Origin of the sequence: Candidatus Magnetobacterium casense (assembly GCF_000714715.1) — a bacterium.
Classification (GTDB): Bacteria; Nitrospirota; Thermodesulfovibrionia; order Thermodesulfovibrionales; family Magnetobacteriaceae; genus Magnetobacterium; species Magnetobacterium casense.
This window is the reverse complement of record NZ_JMFO01000012.1, coordinates 33583-55414: the sequence shown is the minus strand read 5'-3', so window position 1 is coordinate 55414 and position 21832 is coordinate 33583. Positions and strand designations below refer to the sequence as shown.

The window sequence follows — 21832 nt, the reverse complement described above, 5'->3', positions numbered from 1 at the left end:
GATTTTGTCTTTTTTTCTTGGCTATGACCTGAACTGTTTTTCAAAGAACTTCTTTTTTCCTGCCAGGACGGTTTTCCATTTATCGGCCATTTCCTGGAGTTTGTCTCTTATGCCCTGTGGTGCCAGCCATCCGTAGCCTGCGTGTGCGAGGGTCTGCAGGAGGGCGTTGAAGTCATCCTCCGACCACTGCGGCTTCCTGGCAAAGACGGAGTGGGTGCCAAGCTTTGCCGTGCGCATACAGATAAATGCCTCCAGAAATGCCCTGGCGCCATCGTCCCATTGGGTAATGGGTCTGAGCATCAGGTGCCAGTTGAGGTACCACAGGTATGCAAAGGGGTCCTGCCCCCCGGAAAACATATACGTGCCATCCCCACTGACGGCAACACAGCACACCTCTGCGGCATGCCACTGTATGGTGTCAAAGACTTGGGCAGAGGGTATGTCCCATATCCGCACGGTCTTGTCAACACCGCCTGAGATCAGATATCGGCCATTAGGTGTGACGGCCACCGTCGTAACGGCCCCGACATGCCCGGTAAAGGTGCGAAAACACTCACCCGTTGGAATGTCCCACAACCGGATTGTGGCATCGGTTCCACCGGAGATCACATGGCGACCACCGGGGGAGACACTGAGCGACGTTATAGCCCCCTCGTGTCCCCTGAAGGCGTGTATGAGGCGCCCTAACGCTATATCCATAAAGTTGAGCGTGCCGTCTGAGTTTCCACAGAAAATATACAACTCATCGGGGCTTATCTTCAGGGCCTTGACAGCGAGGTCGTTGTTCTTAAAGACCTTGACCTTTGACATTGCGGCGGCATCCCACAGTCTGAGAGTGGCATCATCGCCGCCGGAGACAACGTACTTGCCATCTGCCGTGACGGCCACGGCATTAACCCCCCCCGTGTGCCCTTCAAGGACGCCCCTACACTGCCCCGTGGCAACGTCCCACAGACGCAGAGTCTTGTCCTTGCTGCCCGATACGGCCACCGTGCCATCGTAGGAAACCCCCACAGAAGTTACGGTATCCTGATGTCCCTTGAACACCACCAGCGGCTGCCAAGTCCGCAAATCGTATACCGCAGTCGTGTTGTCACTGCCCGCAACGGTGCACAGGGCATAACGCCCCGGCTCTTTACCGCTGCCGGATGCCCCCGGGGGCATGAACATAAACACGCTGACCCTTGCCCCCTTTACCGGAAGGGTCTTGTGCTTCCACAACGAGTTGAGCTTGTTTCGGGGTTGTGTAACCGCCAACTCTGCTATCGCACTGAGTGCCCTGGGGTCCCTGGCGTACCCTTCGATGCCGACGGCCTTTGATACAAATCCCAGGCTCCTTGCATAAGCCCTGTCCTTGAGCGATACTCCCGCCCCCTCTATGTACTGCGTAAATGCGGCTTCAAGCGCCCCGGCATTGCGTCCCTGCTCGTCACTAAGGCGCATCAGCCGTTGCGTAACCTGCTGCACCGGTATCAAGCCAAGCCCCCGGTAACGTAACTCCATGACAAACCCGTTGAGGGCGTCCTTACCCCACTGGGGTTTGCCCTTTCTGGTGAGAGAGTCCTTCATCAGTGGCCGGTAGCGAAGGAGAAAGTCTTCTATGTATTTCCCGCACTGTTGCTCGGCATCGGCAGGCCCATTAATCGATTGTAGGGCCTCCTGCCACTGCAGATGCCACAGACAGAGCGTCCTGTCCACTGCCGCCGACACAAGATGAGAGGCATCAGGGGTAAACCTTACAGCCAGCACTGCGTCATCGTGCCCCTTGAGCGTGCGAAACTCATCCTTACTTCCCGCTGCCGGATGCTCCCGGCTCTTTTCCGCTGCCGGGCGTCCCTGGCTTGACAGCCTCCAGAGACAAAGCCTGTTGTCCCTTCCAGCCGATACCACAAAGGTACCATCGGGGCTTATATCGACGGCAGTTACCCCGGATTTATGGCCTTCGTATGTGTCCATTGCCTCACCCGTGGAGAGGTTCCAGCTCCGCACTGACCTGTCTTCGCTGCCCGATACGGCAAACATCCCGTTGGGGGCTATGGCCAGGGCAGTTATCGCATCAGAGTGTCCCTGCATAACGCATAAAGGCTTTCCCGTGCTCAACTGCCACAGGGTGAGCTTTCTGTCTTTGCCCCCCGTTAGCATAATCTTGAGGTTAGAGCTTACTGCCAGTGCGTTTACGCTACCCGGGGGGTTTTTGTATATACGTAATATATCCCCACCGTCGATGTCCCACACACGGACCGAGCCATCAATACAGCCACAGACCGCTATCAGCCCGACCCCGTCTGCCCAGAGCGAGCATATTGCCTCCGTGTGCTCACTAAAGACCCTCAAACATTGTCCGCTTTTGATATCCCACATCCGGAGGGTCTTGTCTGCACCGCCTGAAAGGAAACGGTTGTCGTCTATAAATGCCACAGCCATGACCTCTGCCGTGTGTCCCGCAAACCCCCTCACAAGCGTCCTGGACGCTATATCCCACAGACAGACGTTTCTGTCATCCCCGCCTGAGATGGCATACTTGCCGTTGGGGCTGACGGCCAGCGTGTTAATGGCCGCCTCGTGGCTCTTAAAATATCTGACCTTCCATGCCGCCGAAATGTCCTTCTTCGGAAATACGGCCGATATCTTGTCATATATCCTCAACAGTTGTTCATCTCTGGCATAGCCATTTATAGAACGTGCCTTTTTAATCGTCTCCAGTGCACTCACCACCTTGGAGTCGTGGTCAGTGGCGCCTTCCTTAATGCCCTCCCGGATGAGGGCCAGACTGAGACCTATGAGCATTTTATATGTTCTCTCTGACTCGGTGGACTTATCGGCGGCGTTTTTCCGGAGGTAGTCGAGCTTTTGTCTGATCCCCTCCGGAGTGAGCCAGCCAAAACCTTTGAGGCTCAATTGCCTCAGCAGTGAGTCAAAGTCCTCTTCGCTGTACTGTGGCATTCCCCGTCGCAGCAGGGTGTTTTGTGAAAGCGGCGTATGCATGGTCAAAAAGGTCTCAAGATAAGGCAACGCCCTGTCGTCCCAGTCTTCATAGTTGAGGGCGACAATGTCCCAGTCCAGGTAAAACGAGCTTAACGTCCTGTCCTTACTGCCGGTAACAACCAACCAGCCGTTTGGACTTAACACCGCCGTGTTTATGTCTTCACCGTGCAAGGTAAACTTGCGCACCTCCCTGCTCGTCTCTATATCCCAGATGCGGATGGTCTTATCAGCGCCCACCGACAATATGTACCTGACATCGGCACTGAAGCAGACGGTGGTTATTCCGCCCGTGTGGCCGGTAAAACTGCGAAGGTTCCTGCCACTTCTGAAATCCCACAACTGGAGAGTGCCGTCGTAGAGTGCCCCCGTCAGAATGAATCTGCCATCGGAGCTCACTGCCACAGCCGTTACGCTCTTGTTTAACATCTTAAAGGTACGATACCGCTCCTCAAGTGCGATATCCCATATGGTGATGACACCGTCAGCCCTTCCGGAGATTGCGTATCTGAGGTCAGGGTGCAGGGCCGCTACGGTACAACCCTCTTTATCGTATAATGTCCGTACAGCCTCCCTGTTGACCAGGTCCCAGAACAGTAGCACGCCTTTATAGTCCTGAGAGAGTGCATAGTGAGGGTCCGTACCAAAGACCACCTTACTAATGCTGCCGGAATGACCATAGAGCGTATGGCCATAAAACGTCTGAGCAATAGTATTCTGCCCCGTCGGTAGCTCCCACAGGCGCACCGTCTTGTCTTTGGAGCCGGAGATGACATATCTGCCGTTAGCACTGATATCCAACGTTGTAACGCTGTCCTTATGGCCCTCCAACACCCCGCTGAGTTCGCCGGAGTCAAGCTCCCACATATACAGGCAGCCATCCTCTGCCCCGGCAATGACATACCTGTCATCGGGCGTAACCGCTACGGCATTGACACCACCGGTATGACCGGCAGGATTGTTGAGTTCCCAGGTGTTAAGCTGCCAGGCGCCAAGCAGCTCCATTTTTGGGAAGTAGGCCGCCAACTGTTCCTTTATCTCAAGGGCATCTCTGTCTTTTTCATAGCCCTTTATATCACGAGCCCTTTTAATAATTTCAGGGACTTCTCTTATATTGTTGGCCCTGATGAGGTCCCTTGCGCGTTGTATTTCTTTCCGGAAGGCCGCCTCGCGCTCCTCTGACTCCACCGACGAAACCGGTATGGCGATGGCATATGATAGGGGATAGTGATTGGCGATCTCAACGATCCTGATGCCATTCCATATGCTATAGACCGCCCGTCTGCCCGATGGCGTGATTGCCAGGGCAGGCCCCTCAAACCTCCTGAATAAAAAGACCCGCTGACGGCTTCTTATATCCCACAGACATAAGGTCTCATCCTTGCTTCCGGAGACGGCCAAGGTCTGATCGTCAGAGAATGCCACACATAAGACCTCCCCCGTGTGTCCTCTGAAGGTATGCACACACTGGGCCGTTGCGAGATTGTACAGACGCATGGCCTTGTCCTCGCTGCCGGTCAGGAGCAGTGTCCCTGAAGGGCTTATGGCAACCGAAGTCACGCCACCCCTATGTCCGGTGAAGGTACGCAGCAGTTTGCCCGTAACGATGTTGTACAGAGACACTGTCGTATCGGCGCTTCCGCTTACGGCATAGAGGCCATCGGGGGTAATTGCCACGGATGTAATCCTGCCCCTGTGGCCATCGTAACTCCTCAGTTTTACACCGGATATCAAGCTAAACAACAACAAAGCCCCGTCGTTGAATCCGGCCAGGATGTACTTGCTGTCGGGTGTAACGGCCACCGCCGTTATCCTGCTTGCGGGGTCGTTACCCTCTGATGAGCCATTCCTTGCAGAGTTGCTGATAACCCGCACGCATCTGCCCGTGGTACCTTCAACACTGTAGCCGATATCCCACAGCCGCAGGGTCTTGTCGTTGCTGCCCGATACTGCAAATCTGCCATCGGAGCTTACGCACACGCATGTGACCCAATCGGTGTGTCCATACAGTGTGGTCAGGCATTTGCCCTCTTCGATGTCCCATACGCGCACCGTCTTGTCATCGCTGCCGGCAGAGATTGCCCTCTTGCTATCGGGGGTGATTGCAATGGAGCTGACCATGCCGTTGTGTTCCTCTATGGTATGCAGGGTCTCAAATCCGGGCAGATAGCGATGAAACGCCTCCGCTGCAGAGGAAGGCATCCCCGGTGATTTCTCTCTGTAGGAGGTATAAAACTCATAGGCCTCCTTCTGTCTGCCCTGTCTGGTCAGGGCCAGCGTACAGGCAGATACTATGTAGGGGTCTGCGCTCTTTACCGCTACGGGACGCTCCTTAGTTTTTTCGGTTTCGGGATGCTCCTGCGTCTTTTCGGTTCCAGTGGGGACGTCCTCTATAATACTGCGGCATTGTCTCTCCACATCCTTCCACAGGGTAATGGCAGCGGGGACCTTACTACTGGCCGTTGCGGTAAAGGCCCTGCCCTCTGCACAGAGGGCCAACACCAGGTCCTTTATCTCTGCGGCGGAGGGATGCTCCGACTCTACGGCCTTCCACAGCTCCTCTACCGCCTTTGAGTAGTTGCCCGAAAACATGTACAGGTTGCCCAACATGTGACACTCCCGCCAGTTCATATGACGCTTGATCGTTATCGCCTTTATCCTGCGAATGATATCTTTTTCCGTAATCATGCCGTTTTTCCACTCATACAGAGCCAGGTTGTATGTGGATTCAAAGTGCAGGGGGTCGGTCTTCAATGCCTCCTTCCAGAGGGCATCAATCCCGCTGGTTTTTTTGAGGTCAAGCAGTGAGATTGCCCTGTTGTTGATACCATCGGCGGTTGCCCGACCGGCCAGGTACTGGGTACGCGGATATGCCTTGCCGGTGATATCACGATATATGCGCCTTAACTCCTCCACGATCTCAAGCATGGAGGCGGGGCGATCTTCAGGCATCTTTTGGAGACAGCGTTTGAGCAGACTTACGATTTCCGTGGGCATACGGGGTATGATATCGTCCATGGGACCATTCTGGAGGTAGTTATCCAGTGCGATATCGGCAATGCTACCGGTCATCCAGTTTATGCCCCCTACGAATATCTCCAGTATGGACACCCCCCATGACCATATGTCTGTCTTTGTGGACAGGGATTTGTCGGTCGCCAACAGTAAGGAACTTGTCGTGGGCGTAACGATGGTTTGTTGTGCAGGGTTTGGCAGTGCAGACCGTGACAGTGTGGGCATTGACCTCTCTGCGGAGCTTGCCTGCTCTGGGGAGCAGTAGGCCGGTGTCATGCCGCCATAGCTGACCAGCATCCCCCGGTTGATGCCCTGATCGATGGCCTTGGTGTCGGTGAGTGCCCTGGCCTTGGCAAGTCCAAAGTCCGTCACCTTGACTATCCCGTCATAGGACAACATGACATTGGCCGGTTTGACGTCCTGATGCACCAGGCCATTTTCGTGGGCATAGTGCAGACCGGTGGCAAACTGGATTGCTATGTCTAAGATACCCTCCAGGGTAGTTAATTTACGTTTGCGTATGTGGTCCCTCAGATTGCCTCCGCCAAGGTATTCGGCAAAGACACGGGGAATGTCATCAATACGTCTTATGTAGTAGCAACTGACGATGTTGGGATGCAGCCCGAGGTCCATCCACGTTTCGGCTTCACGTTCAAAATTGCGTTTGTCCTCTTCCTTTTGAAAGTACTCGGGGCGCGGGCTTTTCATGGCTAATTCCACATTCCAGCCCCTGTGAAATATCCGGTAGACCACCCCCATACCGCCACTCTTGTAGACCTCACGTATTTCATAGAGGTCCAACAACACATCACCAACAGTCCACTCTGTTGCTTTCATAATTACATGCAAAATACCCGATTCATAGTATGTAACTCACCTTTTATGTTGACACAACCATCCGCAATAGTCAAGAGCAAAACTCAGGTGTACAGGGCAATTGCACTTGGAGAATGTTATGAGTTACGGAACTACCTACTTTTAACCACCCCCCCTTTGACGGGAGAGGGGGGTGGGGGGTAATGTTAAGACTAGTACCTTTGCCCGTTAGAGTCGGCTCGTTTATGCAGCCAGGCCGAAATTGCCGGGGCCAGTTCCTTTTGCGACTTGCCGCCTACAAAGACGCCGATGTGTCCGCCCTTGAACTCGTAGAGTTCCTTGTCGGTGCTGCTTACGAGGTCATTGAGAGGTTTGGTGGCGTCCGGTGGGACGATGTGGTCGGCATTGGCGTATATGTTCAACAGGGGCATGGATATGTTTTTGAGGTCAACGTCCTTGTCGCCGATCTTTAGGGTACCCTTGACGAGTTTGTTTTCCTGATACATGTCCTTGATGAACTGCTTGAGGCACTCACCGGCCTGGTCGGGGCTGTCAAATATCCACTTCTCCATTCTGAGGAAGTTTAACAGTTTTTCCTTACTCTCTACGACGTCGAGCATTCCGATGTACTTACCTACGTTGAGGGTGATGGGCATGAGCATGAGAAAGCCGCTGTTGAGGAAATCACCGGGAATCACACCATAGGTGTCAATCAGGGTATCTGCGTTTATGTTGCGGGACCAGTTAAAGAGTAATCCCTTCTTGATTGAGAAGTCGATGGGGGTAACGAGCGTAATCAGGTTTTTTACCTTTTCCGGGTAGATGGCGCTGAACATCGTAGAGAACGTGCCACCCTGACAGATGCCCATGAGGTTGATCTTGTCATTATTGCTAGACTCCCTGATGAAGTCAACGGCGTCGTTGAGGTACACATTGATGTAGTCATCCAGAGAGACGTATCTGTCTGCCCTGGTGGGGTATCCCCAGTCAATTATGTAGAGGTCTACGCCGTGGTTTAGGAGGTTTCTGACGATGCTTCTGTCCGGTTGCAGGTCGAGCATGTACTCCTTGTTGACAAGAGCGTAGACTATCAGAACGGGCACCTTGCATGTTACGTTGCCTTCGTTCTTGTAGTGGTAGAGCTTCATTTTGTCCTGCTGATAAACAAGCTCTTTGGGCGAGATGCCTACATCGATATCTTCGATATTCATGAAGGTCTCCGAGCCTTTTACCATTTTTTGGGTCATGTCTACCATTTCTTTTGCGATATTTTTCGTATCAAAAGTCAAAAAAGGTGTCTTCATATTTCATTCTCCTTTTCGTTCTTTGCTTCAGCCTTTTTTGCGAGTTTTTCGAGGGTGCGGACCCTCCTCTTGAGGTCGTGGATGGTCTTGTAGACGTCATCCATTTCGGTCCGTACAGGGATAGGGAGGTCTACCAGGTAGAGTTCTATCAGTTTGTGATAGTACTTACGGAATTCCAGGGCTGAATCCAGCAACTGCCCCTGAACCCTTGAGAAATCCTCCGTGTTAAACAGCTCAAAGTATTCGTTTTCGGTTATCTCCGTCCAGAGTTTGTAGAAATCGTTGTAGCTTTTGATTTGCTCACCGGCCTTAATCATTGCGCCAACTTTATCTATGACTTTTTTCATGGCCTTTTCGCCGGCTACGAACATCTTGTGTTGAAACTCTGCCGAGCTTGCCGTGTAGACCGAATACATGTCCATGGTCTTGAGGATCAGTTCGAGTTTTTCACGGTCTTTTCCTACTTGCGGGGTCTTGAAGGTTTTACCGAAGGTCTTTTCAAATGCCCTATAGACGGTGTGGAACATGTTCATGCTCGCATTGGGGTCTGCCGCCGATGAGGCATCCATTGCTATATCGATGTTTTTCTGATATGCCTCTACCCAGGGGTTGACCAGGTTGGTTGCTGCCTTACCCCAGGTCTCAACGAGTTCGGAGGTCTGTTTGAGTATCTCTGAGGCCGACTCCGGCCCCATAAGACCGTATATGGACTCCGTCAGTGCCTTGAACTTTTCAGGGTCAAACATATCCTGATATCCTTCGGTATTTAATGCATTTTCCTGCATGGCATTGAGCACCGGAGACCAGAACTCAAAGACCTTGACGTAGGAGTCAAAGCTCCTGAATAACTTGCCAAGTGTGTCTTTACCTGTTGCAGAGGGGTACATCTTCATCAGTTCGTCATAAGAGGTACCCACCGTCTTTAACCATGAATTGTATAGGTTCATTATACCGCTTGCAGCGCCGGTTGCGCCCTCTTTAGGCAGTCCGTATGAAAAAAAGGCTTTCTGCATATTACTTGTCGTATGCAACCAGTTGTCGATGAATTCTTTTTGCTTCTTCATAAGCGAATCAATAAAAGACGCCTTTTCATCCATCTGTCCAATCCTCCTCATTAATTTAGATATCTATGGCCGCTTAATGCAGCCTTGTCTTGCCGTCATCTATTATTTCTTAAACAAGTCAAAGAAGTTTTTTGCTATGTCTTTGCTTAACTCCATCTGTTTTTCTACCGTATCTTTCCAGGTTTCCTGGATGTTTTTGCTGCCGTCTTCAAATACCCTCATGTTCATATTCTGGACGATTCCCCGCAGGAAGGCGTTTTCCTTCTTGAGTTCTTCGTTTTCCTTCAGGACGGCCTCGTGTTTTTTCTTGGATACAAAGCCCATGTCAGAGTAGAAGTCTATCATCTTCTCAAACAGGTCTGTGCCGCTGCCCTTGACTGCGCCCCTGTGCAACGACATTTCCCATGATTTCTTGGCGGCATCCAGCCCCTCTTCCTGCATCTTCATGAGAAACTCCGAAAAGGCATTCTTAAACGTCGGGCTGCTGTACAGCCCCATCAGGTGTTTCAAAAAATCATCGCCCATGGTTGTCACCTCCCAATAGTTTATGCAGCATTTTCTTTTTCAGTGTCTTTTTTCCCGCTCTTTTTTTCCAGGGCCTTTGCAAACACCTCTGGTGCATTAAACGTACCGTCTATGGCCTGTACGGGGCACTTGGCCGTACATATGCCACATCCTATGCACAGGGAGCTGTCTATTGTATGGGGCTTCTTGAGTTCTCCGCACGCTGCGTTGACGGGGCAGACCTTCATGCACATGTTACAGCCGATGCACTTACTTTCCGTGATAAAGGCCTTTGACCGGGGCAGGAGCAGGTCTACGATTGCCTTTGTGGGGCATTTTATTGCGCAAAGGCCACACGTCCTGCACTTGTCTATGTTTATGGTTGAGACGTTGTTTGCTATGCTTGGAGCCTCATAGGGGCAGACCTTGACGCACATGCCACAGGCGATGCATCCGATCTGGCAATTTTTGCGGGTATCAGCACCCTTGTACTTGGAATGACATGCCACCAGCACTGCCTTTGAGGAGGGCAGGATTTCAATCACCTTTTTGGGGCAGGCCCTGGCACACGCCCCACAGCCGGTGCATTTCTTAGTATTGACAACCGGCAGGGACTGTTCGCTCATTTCAATGGCACCAAAGGTACACACGCTCTTACACGTGCCATAGCCCAGGCAACCGTAGACGCAAGACTTGTCTCCTCCACCGGCAAGCACTGCCGCCCTGCAATCCTTCACGCCTTCGTATTTGAATCTCTTTGTTGACCTTGCCCGGTCTCCCTGGCACAGAATCCGGGAGTACTGAGGTTCTCTGGCAGAGGCCTTCTTGCCGGTAATCAGGGCGACCAGCTCGGACACAGTCGATCCTCCTGGGGAACACAGGTTGGGGGATACATTGCTCTTTTGTACGACCGCCTCTGCGTATTGCTGGCAACCGGCAAAGCCGCACGCACCGCACTGCGCACCGGCAAGCACGTCGCGGACTTCTTCCACCTTGGGGTCTACCTCTACCGAAAACCTCTTGGCCGCAAAGGCCAGGCCCAGCCCAAACAGTGCCCCGATGCCGCCAACAAACAGAAGCGTAAACTTGATGGTTGCACCCATGTTCACGCTCTCTTTGGCTTCCATACCGCCACCTACACCAACAGAGGGCAGCGGTATGCTGTTGATCACACTGTCGATCAGATGTATAATGTCAAAAAAACCGTTTACTGTCAAAATGTCTGCCATTGTGTCATCCTTGTCATAAGCGTTTAACTCTATAAGGGAGGGAGAAGAAAGGGGCGGCTGCCGCTTCTTGGCGCTCCAGGACGCTCCTGGCCCCCCTTTAAAACCCCCTCGCAAGGGGACCAGTCCCCTTGACCCCTTCTTGCGGCACCACTTGACGTGCCATTTTATTTCCTATACACACGATATTTACCTTTATCTTCCCTACATTGTTATGATGCCGGCAAAGCCTGTGAAGGCAAGGGCTATCAGGCCGGTTGTCACAAAGGCTATGGGCAGGCCACGAAACGGGACCGGTACATCTGCAAGTTCGAGTTTTTCGCGTATGCTTGCCATTATAATCAATGCCATGGCAAATCCCATGCCGGAGCCAAGTCCCAGGGTGATACTTTCTATGAAGCCGTAGTGGTCGCCGGCATTTATAAGCGGCACGGCCACCATGATGCAGTTGGTGGATATCAGCGCCAGGTACACGCCCAACTTGTAGTACAGCCCCGGGGAGACCTTTCTCATGATCGTGTCAGAGGCTTGCACGAATGAGGCGATGATTCCGATGAATATTACGATCTTCAGAAACGTGATATCCAGCGGCACCATCACAGCGGTAAAGACGACCCAGCTCAATGCAGCCGAAATCATCATAACGGCGGTGAAGGTTATGCTCATGCCCACGGCTGTTTCCACCTTTTTGGTCACTCCAAAGAATATGCACAGCCCCAGGAACCTTGTAAAGACAAAGTTGTTTATCACGGCTGAGGCCACAAATATTTCAAACAGCTTAGTAAGTTCTCTGTCCATGTCCTGTTAGTACCTCCTTATATTGTGGATTTTCCACGTTATAAAAGTCAATGGCCACCGGCCCCGCCGGCACCCTTGCCGCCATAGAAGCGTATGTCTATCCAGTTGAAGAAGCCCATGAGCAGGCCGGTTGCGAAGAATCCGCCGGTTGGCAACAGGGCTATTAACAGGGGTTTGGCATGAATGATGTCAACCCCCCACAGCGCCCCCTTTCCTAGCAGCTCACGGAAGAAGCTGATAACCACCAGCGCAAAGAAGAACCCCGCTCCGATGCCGATACCGTCAAAGAAGGATGGCACCACCTTGTTTTTGCTTGCAAAGTTCTCCGCACGTGTCAGTATGGATGCAAAGGCCACAATAAGCTGGATGTACAGTCCCATCTGCTTGTAGGCCTCACGGGAGAATGCCGCAAGCGTCAGGTCGGCCACCGTCACCCACCCCGATATAATCAGCATGTAGATGGGCATTCTTATCCGCGGATGTATCACCTTTCTCATCAGCGACACCGTTACGTTGACCATGGCGTTTACAAATATCACGGCCACGCCCATTAAGAAGCCGGTCTTTAGTCCCGTGGTCACCGCTATGGCCGGACACAGGCTTATGGCCATCCGAAATATTGCGTTATCTTTAAAGATTCCGCTGATTATTAACTGTAAGGAGTTTGGCCTCCCAGCCGTTGCCTCAATGGCTCCCATCTGCATTGCCTCCTTTTAACTGGTGGTTGTCGTCTTTTTGGTCAACCTGGTTGTTGCCTGATGAGTTGCTCAGTTTTTCCTGTAAGAACTTCAAGCCACTTTTCACGGCGTCCTCGGTGACGGCCCGTGAGGATATGGTTGCTCCCGTTAATGCCTGTATGTACTCAGTCGTTTCGGTCTTGACTACCTTGAGGTGATTGAGGTCCTTGCCTGGAAACAGTCCCTTAAAGCTGTCGGCCATGATTTCGTCTCCCAGGCCGGGGGTCTCACCCTGTTTGAGTATCTCCATCTTTTGTATTTTCATGTCCTTATCGACGGCGAAGAGGAGATCGATGTAGCTTGAGTAGCCCTTGCCCATTGACTGGACTATGTAGCCTACGACCTCGCCGCCTTTTTGTGCCTTGTAGTATTCGCAGTGTTTTTCGTGGGGGTACCAATCGCCCAGTTTCTCTATCTTGTCGGCACTGGGGATCATCTTTTGGAGGGCCTCTTCTTTTTCCTTCTGGTTGGCCTTGAAGATGATGGGTGATGTCTTTGCGTACAGGGCGGCAAGCAGCACGCCCCCAACTACATAGATCACGACCAGGTTTACCGTTATTTTAAATATGTCCTTTGCGTTCACGTCTTTTCCCCTCTTGCCCCAAACACCTTTGTCCTGACGCTTCTGTCTATCAGTGGGGTTAAGCAGTTCATAATGAGTATGGCAAACATGACGCCTTCGGGGTATCCAGCCTTGAGTCTGATCAGCAACGTCAGGGCGCCACAACCAATGCCAAAGATTATCTGCCCCTTCTTGACGGCAGGACAGGTGACGTAGTCTGTGGCCATGTAAAAGGCCCCCAGCATAAGTCCGCCGCTTAGGAGGTGTATAATCGGCTCTCCGGAGAACAACCCTGCCTTACCGCCAAAAATCCACGCCCCAACCGCCACCGTTGCCAGAAAGCTCACCGGTATTTGCCAGGAGATGTACCGGAAATAAAATAGAAATGCCGCCCCAATCAGCAGCGCTATAACCGACGTCTCACCCAGGGAGCCGGCCCTGTAGCCAACCAGCAACTGCTTGTACAGGAGCATCTTGTCTCCAAAGACCTCAAGCAACCTGACCAATCCCTCTTCCTTTAGTATTCCCAGGGGTGTGGCCGTAGTCTTGCCGTCGAGGCCGGCAAAGGACAGCGTTGGCACTGCCCATGTTGTCATTGCCCGCGGCCACGTGATCAGGGCAAAGGCCCGGCCCATCAGGGCGGGGTTAAATATGTTGTACCCCAGGCCGCCAAACAACTGCTTGGTTATCCCAACCGCTATGAATGAGCTTATCAGCGGGATGTAAAACGGCACCGTAACCGGCATGTTCAATCCAAGCAGCAGCCCGGTTAAAAATGCGCTGCCATCCTTTATGGCGATCTCCTTACCGGCAAGCCTCTGAATGAGCACTTCGCTTAACAAACTGCCCAGGATGCACAGGGCCGTTACCACAATGGCCTTGGGGCCGAAAAAGTACACCCCCATTACAAATGCAGGACTGAGGCTCACGCTCACCGTCCACATGATCTTGTTGACCGTCTCCTCGCTGCGTATGTGCGGACTTACGGAGACGACCAATCCCTGCGTATTAATGACCTGTTCTTTGGGTTTTTGGCCCTTGTTAGATTCTTCTTGCATGCAACCTCTCTATATTTACCATAGTAGCCTTGTTGCCCCGGAGCTGTTGTCTTGCCGTTGTTATCTTCATCCGGGCTTCACCTGAGTCTTGGCAAACCGTATCTGCTGAACTATTGGCCGTTTTGCCGGGCAGACGTATGTGCAGCATCCGCACTCAAAGCAATCAAACAGGTTATAGCTCTTGGCGTCTTCGAAGTGCCCCCTTTCGGAGAACAGACTCAACATCAGCGGCATCAGCCCCATCGGGCAGGCATCCACACACCGGCCACACCTGATACAGTTGCCGTACCTATCGCCGTAGGAGGTCTCCTGCGCAAGCATCACGACAATCCCGGAGGTGCCTTTCATCACGGGGACGTCCGTGCTGAAGACCGCAAAGCCCATCATCGGCCCCCCTGAGATGATCTTGGCCGCCCCGCCCTTAAGCCCCCCGCACTCTGCTATCAACTGCGAAATGGGTGTCCCGATGCGTGTCATTAGATTTTTGGGGGTCTTGATGCCGTTGCCGGTGACGCTGACGACCCTCTCAACGAGCGGCTTGCCAGACCTGCACGCCTCATATATTGCCAGTGCCGTGCCAACGTTCTGGACGACTGCACCGACGTCCATCGGCAATCCCCCGGCGGGAACCTCCCTGCCAAGTACCGCCTTGATGAGCATCTTCTCCGCCCCCTGGGGGTACTTGACTTCCAGAGTCCAGACTTGAATTTCGGGGTAATCTGCGGATGCCGCTATGATTGCGGCTATGGCGTCGGGTTTGTTGCTTTCGATCCCTATGTGACCGGTGTTGACCCCCAGCACACGCATTAGTATTCTCAGTCCGTTGACAACGTCCTTAGGACGCTCAACCATGACTCTGTGATCGGATGTAAGGTACGGCTCACACTCGGCTCCGTTGATTATGACAGCATCGATGGTCTTTTCCTTTGGCGGGGAGAGCTTTACGTGCGTAGGGAAGGTGGCCCCGCCCATGCCCACAATGCCCGCTGCCTTGATTCGTTTCATCAAGGTTTCAGGCGGCTTTTCGAGATAACCCGGGTCATCCTCCAGGGGTGTCCACTGCTCGGACTTGTCGTTATCGACGATGATGGCTGGGATCACCCTGCCCGTGGCCACCGTACAGGTGTCTATGGCAGAGACCTTGCCCGATACCGAGCTATGCACGGGGGCGGATACAAAACCCTCCGGATTACCTATCTGTTGACCAATATGGAGCGCCTGACCGACCTCTACCAACGACTTGCACGGCGCCCCTATGTGCTGACTTAACGGGATGATTGCCTTTACCGGTCCCTTACAAACCTCAATAGGGGCACCTGAGGCCAGTTCCTTGTGATCCGGCGGGTGTATGCCCCCTAATTCAAATGTTGTAAGACCCATCTTAAATCTATGCCTCCATAAAATGATATTGCCCATTATAAGATAAACTGTCCACTTTATGCAAGCACAAAAAATAAGGGCAGGGTATATATAGCGGTAGCACCACAATCAACCGTGGTTGTCGGCATTTAAGGCACTTTTATATTTTCGTAGTAAATAACGGAGCATAAATGTTTAGAACATTAGGGTTAAGAATAAATGGGGTCAAGCTACTTATACTCTTCTGCTTATGACATTGTTACTGTGCTTAAGCGATGTGACCACGCCGGATCGGAGCGCTGCCGTATATCATCTGAGGGCCTTTTTATCGACCTTGCCACTACCAATCCTGGGCAGTTCGGAGCGGAGTTCTATCTGTTTTGGGATCATGGTGGCGGCCATTGTCTCCTTGCAGAAGGCCAGGATGTCAGCCTCACTTAACAATGCGCCCTGACGCAAGACCACAAAAGCCTTTGGCACCATTCCCCTGAGCTTATCGTCGATTCCGATCACGGCGACTTCGGCAATGTCCGGGTGTTGTCGCAGGGCTATCTCTATCTGCAACGGATAGACCTTGATCCCTGCCACCTTGATAAGTCCGCTGCGTCGTTCGACGAAGTACAAGTAGCCTTCAGCGTCTCTGTATGCGAGGTCTCCGCTGTGGAACGTACTTTTGGCGGTGTGCGGATTTAACTCATGGCGTGGAGAGTCTTCGTAAAAGCCGGCGATAACCCCCCGTCCCTCAAAGACCATCTCCCCAACCTCACCGATTTCGGCATCGGAGCCATCCTGACGCAGACACCGCACGACGTAATGCGGACAGACCCTGCCCATAGAGCCATCCATGCGGTAGTGCTGCGGGGTGTTGGCAATGGCAATGCCGGAGGTCTCCGTGCTGCCCCAGACGCTAAGGATCGGAACGCCAAAGGTATGTTTAAACGCCGCGATGGTCGCCGCAGGGGTGTACATCCCACCGCTCTCTGCCACCCTGAGACTGTCCAGTTTAGCCCCCTTGCAGTGCGCCAGGAGCATCTCATACATCGGAGTCAGCCCCATCATGGCAGTTACGGAGTGCCTTGCGATTGTGGCGGCGATGGTGCGCGGGTTGATCTCCTCCAGGAGTACCACGGATGCCCCGGTGTACAGGGCACGCGCAAATAGCTCATGCGGATGCGCAAACGAGGCAAACATGCACAGGTGAACGTCGTCAGCCCTAAAACCCATGGCCTCAATGGCTGCAAGGGTGTTGACGGCGATGTTGTCATTAGTGGCCAGTGCCCCTTTTGGGGTACCCGTTGAACCTGTTGTGTAGTTGAGGTACAGGGGCTTGTCACCTGCGATGGAGTCATCGGGGCGTCGTAGTGGCCCGGCCTTGATTGGTTGACTTACGCCGTCAAAGTCAATAAGCCCACGCCGTTGTTTACCAACCAGGACGATGCCTCCTTTGATGTTGTCATCCAGGGTGTAAAGGTACTTCTCATGTACCACGATAAACGCCGGTGAAAGGGAGTGTATAAATACATTGCGTGAAGTACCCTCCATCATGTAATTAACTGGCACCGGCAGTCCCCCGGCCATTACCACCGAAAAAAACGCCAGCAACAACTCCGGCACTCGCGGCATGATCAAACAGACCCTGTCGCCGGCCCTAAGCCCCGATGCCATCAGAAACTGCGTAAATCCACAACACCGTCCGTAGAACTCCTCATACGTCAACACCATGTTGTGGTAACGGATAAAGTTGTGTTGGGGGCGTCTCAGGACGTTGTCATACAGCGCCTCCAGGACGCTTATGACGGTATTGCCTGCATCTGTGGTAGCAGGCGGCCTGTCTGTTGTATCGGTTATCAAGTGCCTTTTTTTCTTATAATGGCCGTCGTGGTTGCCAGCAGGATTCTGATATCCAGCCACAGGGACATATTCTGTACGTACTCTACGTCGTATTTGACCCAATCACTGAACTTGCAACTATCCCTGCCATGTATCTGCCACAGTCCGGTTATGCCGGGTTTGACCGAAAGTCTTACCGTCCGCCAGTGGTCGTTACCCTGCATTTCGACATTCTCAAGGGGACGCGGCCCGACAAGGGACATCTGTCCACTGAGTACGTTTAGCAACTGAGGCAGTTCATCAAGGCTCCAGCGTCTCAAGATTCGTCCGATGCGTGTCACCCGGGGGTCCTTTTTGATCTTGAACACGGGGCCGTCTGTCTCACTTGAGAGTGCATCCTTGAAGTCATCCGCACCCTGGACCATCGTGCGGAACTTGTACATCAAAAACTCCTCTCCCCCAAGGCCACAGCGCCTCTGCAAGAAAAACACAGGCCCACGGGAGTCCAGCTTGACCATAATTCCGATTATCAGCATTAAGGGAAACAATAGAAATACCAACAGCAGGCTTAACACCCTGTCAATGATTGCCTTTATGGCTCCTTGTTTCAAGTTTATCTTAATTGTACGGTTGTACTCTAACAGCTATGAAAAATACCATTCCTAATAATAACATAGATACAAGAATGTTGTAAACTGTATTTTAACGTATCCTCTTTATATTTCACGGTGACTATACTTTTACGCATCCTGGATTCCTGGTCAAGCCAGGAATGACACACTTGGAAAACGGCTGTAACTGTCATTCCTGCGAAAGCAGGAATCCATGTCTTTAAGCCATGAAGTTAATTTACCGTACTTTTTAAAGAGGATACGTGCCTTCCTTGTTGTTCTTCAGGGGGAATCTAGTACTTCTCTGACCTTTTTCAGCAGGTCTTTGGGGGAGACGGGCTTTGATATGAAGTGGTGGGTCTTGTCTATGATGCCCTTTTGTAATATAACGTCGTAGGTGTAACCGCTGAGAAATAGGGCCTTTATATCGGGTCTTAGCGCACTTATCTCCTCGTATGCACTTATGCCGTTTTTCCGTGGCATGATGACATCAAATATGAGCAGATCGATATCGCCCTTGGTTGTCGTGAACTTCTCTACGGCATCTGTGCCGTCTATGGCCTCAATCACGTTGTAGCTGACGTCCTGTAGGATTTCCCTTAATATTCGCCTGAACTCTGCATCGTCCTCGGCAACGAGTATCGTCTCCATGGTCTTTCCTGCTTCCTGATACCCCCGAGCTTTTACCGGAAACTGCTCAACAGCCCTCTGATGACTTGCAATACAGGCCTCAACCAGCGGAAAATACACCTTGAACGTAACCCCCATAGAGGGATGAGAATATACGGTTATGTACCCCCCGTGCTGCTTCACTATGCCATAGACGATGGAAAGCCCCAGCCCCGTACCCTTGCCGGGTGGCTTGGTTGTAAAAAACGGCTCAAACAGCTTGTCCTTGACCTCATCACTCATCCCCGAGCCGGTGTCCGAGACGGTCATTAGCGCATACCTGCCCGCGCTGCCATAGCCATGTGAGTTGAAGAATGCCTTATCCAGTTCTGCAATATCAGTGCTTATGGTGAACATCCCCCCGTGCGGCATGGCATCCCTGGCGTTTGTGGCAAAGTTCATAAGGACCTGCGTCAACTGATTGGTATCGGCCATGATGACAAGCTCCTCATCAAAGAGCCGCGTCACAAACTCCACGTCCTCACCTATCAGCCTGGAGAGCATCTTATGAGATGCCCTGATCACCTCGTTAATATCCACGGGTTCGGTCTGCAAGTGCTCCTTGCGGCTGAAGGTCAGCAGGCTCTTGATCAACTTGACGGCACGCTCTGCCGCGGTCAGTATCTGGTCGGCATACGCCCGTATGGGGTCGTTATCCTTGAGCTTCAACTGCAGCACATACCCGTAACCGATAATGGCAGAGAGTATGTTATTGAAGTCATGTGCAACACCACCAGCCAGTTGCCCTATGGCCTCCATTTTTTGTGATTGACGGAGTTGTTCTTCCAGTTTTTTGTGCTCAGTGATGTCCTCTTTTACGGCAAGAAAGTGGGTTATGTCCCCCTCGTGGTCCTTTATGGAAGTGATGGTGGCCTGTTCATAGAAGACGTCGCCATTCTTACGCCTGTTGTGCAAGACCCCATGCCACTGTCCGCCGGCCTCTATGGTGGCCCAGACGAAGCCACGCTCATACATGGGAGTGCCCAGGAAAATGTCTGCCTCCCGGCCTATAACCTCCGCTGATGTATAGCCTGTGGTTTCGGTAAACTTCGAATTTACGTACTCTATGATCCCATGCGTGTCCGTGATAATGACGGTGATGGGGCTTTGCTGTACGGCCTGAGACAGTTTGCGTATAACCTCATTGGCCTCCCTGTTGCGTTGCTCCTTGTCCATGAACTCCAGGGCAAAGGAGATGTCCTCAGCCAGTTGAGAAAGCAGTTGAACCTCCTTGTCCTTGAAAAATTGGCGTTCGCTTGAGTACAGCATGATGGCCCCTGTTATATTGCCCTCAATTTTAAGCGGAAATGCCGCCATGGAATTGTACCCACGCTCAATGGCCTCGTACTTCTGTATGCGAACACACTCGTTGTTCTGTATATCGTTGCAGATGAAGTTCATACCTGCCAGGATGTTCTGCCAGAGGATATTGCATCCGCGCATGATGTTTTTGTTTGTCATCTTGATCCGTTCCATGTCAATGCAGGAGGTGCCAAAACAGGCAACGGGTGTGATATTGCTGTGCTGTTGGTCAAACAGTCCAATCCACACCAGTCTGAAGGCTCCATGGTCAACGGCAATTTTGCATGTCTGATGAAATAACGCATCCCTGTCCCTGATACGTACTATGGCCTCGTTTATGCTGCTCAGTACGTGATAGACACGATTCAGACGTGATATCTGCTCTTCGGCCATGTGTATGTCCGTTATGTCAACGCCGAGCTTAAGCACCAGCGGGGAGCCATCGACATCTGTGAAGGGATAGTTGTACATATTGTATACCCTGGCCGTGCCGGGTCTGGTCCACTGCCACTGTTCAGGGACATTGGTCTTTAATACCCACATGGGGATACACTCATGACATACTTCCTCCTGCTGTCGGATCACCTGATAACATGCCCCTGTCTGTGGGTCTCCGAAGTGTTCCTTAAAATACCTGTTGGCAAAGTGTATCTTGTAGTCATGCCCGTGCAATGAGACGATGACCGGCAGGAGGTCAAGTACGCCGAAAAGTCTCTTGCGTTCCGCATCGAGTGCCTCCTGTACCTGTTTGCGCTCCTGTATCTCTTTTTTGAGGGCAACGTTTGCAAACAACAGGTCTGCCGTGCGTTCTTTGACCTTTATTTCGAGTTCTTCGTGTGCCTTTCTGAGGGACTCCTCCATTTTCTTGCGATCGGTGATGTCCTGTGCCACGGCCGTACCGGCGTAGATTTCACCTGACTCGTTTCTCACGGGGATTGTGCGTACCTGATACACGCGCTGTCCGATGTTCAGTTCAGAGAGCGATGGCCTGCCTGTCAGGGCAGCACGAAAGTTAGGCATCAACCTGGTGGATATATCGGTAGGGAAGACATCCCAGATGCTTTTACCCTCCATGCTCTCTTTTGAATATCCCATGTCCTTTAATCCCAGACCATCGACAACGCTAAGGGTCATCTGTTTGTCAAAGAGCAGGACGGCACCGTTTGGGAAGTTGCTCACCATTGTGCGATAGAGTTCTTCGGACCTGCGCGTGGCCATTTCGGCATATTTGTGTTGAGTGATGTCGTGCATAACGGTAAGCGTACAAGAGCTATCGTTGTACTGAAAGGCTGCAGATGTGGCCTCAACGTACAGGGTGGTACCGTCTAACTTGATCAGGCGCAGTTGTACCGGCAGAGTCTGCCGGAGGCATTGGTTGACCTCCTGCAACTGCTGACGGAGCGCTTCCTTGTATTGCGGATAGACGAAGTCCATGAGGGATTGTCCGATAAACACGTTAACGTGCGCAGCCCCAAGCAGTTGTATACCGGCAGGATTGACAAACTCGATAATACCACTGCACTGGACAACAATGGCGTCGGGGGATATCTCCACCAATTGGCGGTAGCGCCTTTCGCTCTCTGAAAGCGCCTCTCTTGCCATCTTGTGCCTGGTGATATCCTGTACCTGGGTTATAAAGTAAGAGGGTTGGTTCTGTGCATCCCTGACTACAGCGATGTTTAGCTCAACCCAGATGGCATGGCCATCCTTGTGGACGTATCTCTTTTCAAAGTTGATGGTATGTACGCTCTCGTCAAAGACGCACTTTGCATACTCCAGTGAAACCTCCATATCGTCGGGGTGGGTGATGCTCTGGAAGTTCATAGCGAGCATCTCCTGCGATGTATAGCCAAGCATCCGGCACAGGCTCCGATTGACCCTCTGCCATCGGCCATCCAACCCAACTATGGCTATACCACTGGCTGCCAGCTCAAACAGTTCCTCTGCTGTTGCTTCCATTATACTTGTATTATACCATATTGGCTTTTATTAAAA

Annotated in this window: 13 protein-coding genes; all 13 read right to left on the bottom strand. The window is 52.2% G+C overall.

The window, feature by feature from the left end; translation table 11 throughout:
- Positions 1-21: 21 nt before the first annotated feature.
- The 13 genes from Mcas_RS18135 to Mcas_RS16605 all read right to left on the bottom strand — a co-directional run bounded on the left by Mcas_RS18135 (position 22) and on the right by Mcas_RS16605 (position 21796).
- Positions 22-6834, bottom strand: a complete 6813-nt coding sequence (locus tag Mcas_RS18135) for a serine/threonine-protein kinase (protein ID WP_040335046.1) — start codon at positions 6832-6834, stop codon at positions 22-24.
- 191 nt (positions 6835-7025) lie between these two features.
- Entirely contained in the window at positions 7026-8117 is a 1092-nt protein-coding gene (gene phaC / locus Mcas_RS08240) for a class III poly(R)-hydroxyalkanoic acid synthase subunit PhaC (protein ID WP_052567037.1), read from the bottom strand.
- Positions 8114-9214, bottom strand: coding sequence for a poly(R)-hydroxyalkanoic acid synthase subunit PhaE (locus tag Mcas_RS08235; protein WP_040335045.1), 1101 nt, complete (start codon positions 9212-9214; stop codon positions 8114-8116). The genes phaC and Mcas_RS08235 overlap by 4 nt, the downstream gene beginning before the upstream one ends.
- A gap of 69 nt (positions 9215-9283) precedes the next feature.
- A complete protein-coding gene (locus Mcas_RS08230) occupies positions 9284-9706 on the bottom strand; it encodes a hypothetical protein (RefSeq protein WP_040335044.1) in 423 nt (140 codons plus the stop codon).
- A 20-nt stretch (positions 9707-9726) separates the two neighbouring features.
- The gene (locus Mcas_RS08225; RefSeq protein ID WP_052567036.1) at positions 9727-10914 is read right to left on the bottom strand and encodes an RnfABCDGE type electron transport complex subunit B; all 1188 of its coding nucleotides are present in this window, start codon (positions 10912-10914) and stop codon (positions 9727-9729) included.
- A 201-nt stretch (positions 10915-11115) separates the two neighbouring features.
- Entirely contained in the window at positions 11116-11709 is a 594-nt protein-coding gene (locus Mcas_RS08220) for an electron transport complex protein RnfA (protein ID WP_040335043.1), read from the bottom strand.
- 47 nt (positions 11710-11756) lie between these two features.
- Complete coding sequence (gene rsxE, locus Mcas_RS08215) at positions 11757-12407, bottom strand: electron transport complex subunit RsxE (protein WP_052567035.1); 651 nt, start codon at positions 12405-12407, stop codon at positions 11757-11759.
- Positions 12394-13029 carry an RnfABCDGE type electron transport complex subunit G gene (locus tag Mcas_RS08210; protein ID WP_052567034.1) on the bottom strand — a complete coding sequence of 212 codons (636 nt, stop codon included), beginning with the start codon at positions 13027-13029 and terminating at the stop codon, positions 12394-12396. The genes rsxE and Mcas_RS08210 overlap by 14 nt, the downstream gene beginning before the upstream one ends.
- Positions 13026-14066 (bottom strand): RnfABCDGE type electron transport complex subunit D, encoded by a 1041-nt coding sequence (locus Mcas_RS08205; RefSeq protein ID WP_081853713.1) that lies wholly within the window; start codon positions 14064-14066, stop codon positions 13026-13028. Before Mcas_RS08205 ends, Mcas_RS08210 begins: the two co-directional genes overlap by 4 nt.
- Before the next feature lie 66 nt (positions 14067-14132).
- Complete coding sequence (gene rsxC, locus Mcas_RS08200; RefSeq protein WP_040335042.1) at positions 14133-15446, bottom strand: electron transport complex subunit RsxC; 1314 nt, start codon at positions 15444-15446, stop codon at positions 14133-14135.
- Between the two features lie 288 nt (positions 15447-15734).
- Positions 15735-17276: a class I adenylate-forming enzyme family protein gene (locus Mcas_RS08195; protein WP_040335041.1), complete on the bottom strand. Its 1542-nt coding sequence runs from the start codon at positions 17274-17276 to the stop codon at positions 15735-15737.
- Positions 17273-17866 carry a sugar transferase gene (locus Mcas_RS08190; protein WP_052567033.1) on the bottom strand — a complete coding sequence of 198 codons (594 nt, stop codon included), beginning with the start codon at positions 17864-17866 and terminating at the stop codon, positions 17273-17275. Before Mcas_RS08190 ends, Mcas_RS08195 begins: the two co-directional genes overlap by 4 nt.
- 282 nt (positions 17867-18148) lie before the next feature.
- Positions 18149-21796 carry a PAS domain S-box protein gene (locus tag Mcas_RS16605; protein ID WP_052567032.1) on the bottom strand — a complete coding sequence of 1216 codons (3648 nt, stop codon included), beginning with the start codon at positions 21794-21796 and terminating at the stop codon, positions 18149-18151.
- Positions 21797-21832: the final 36 nt, after the last annotated feature.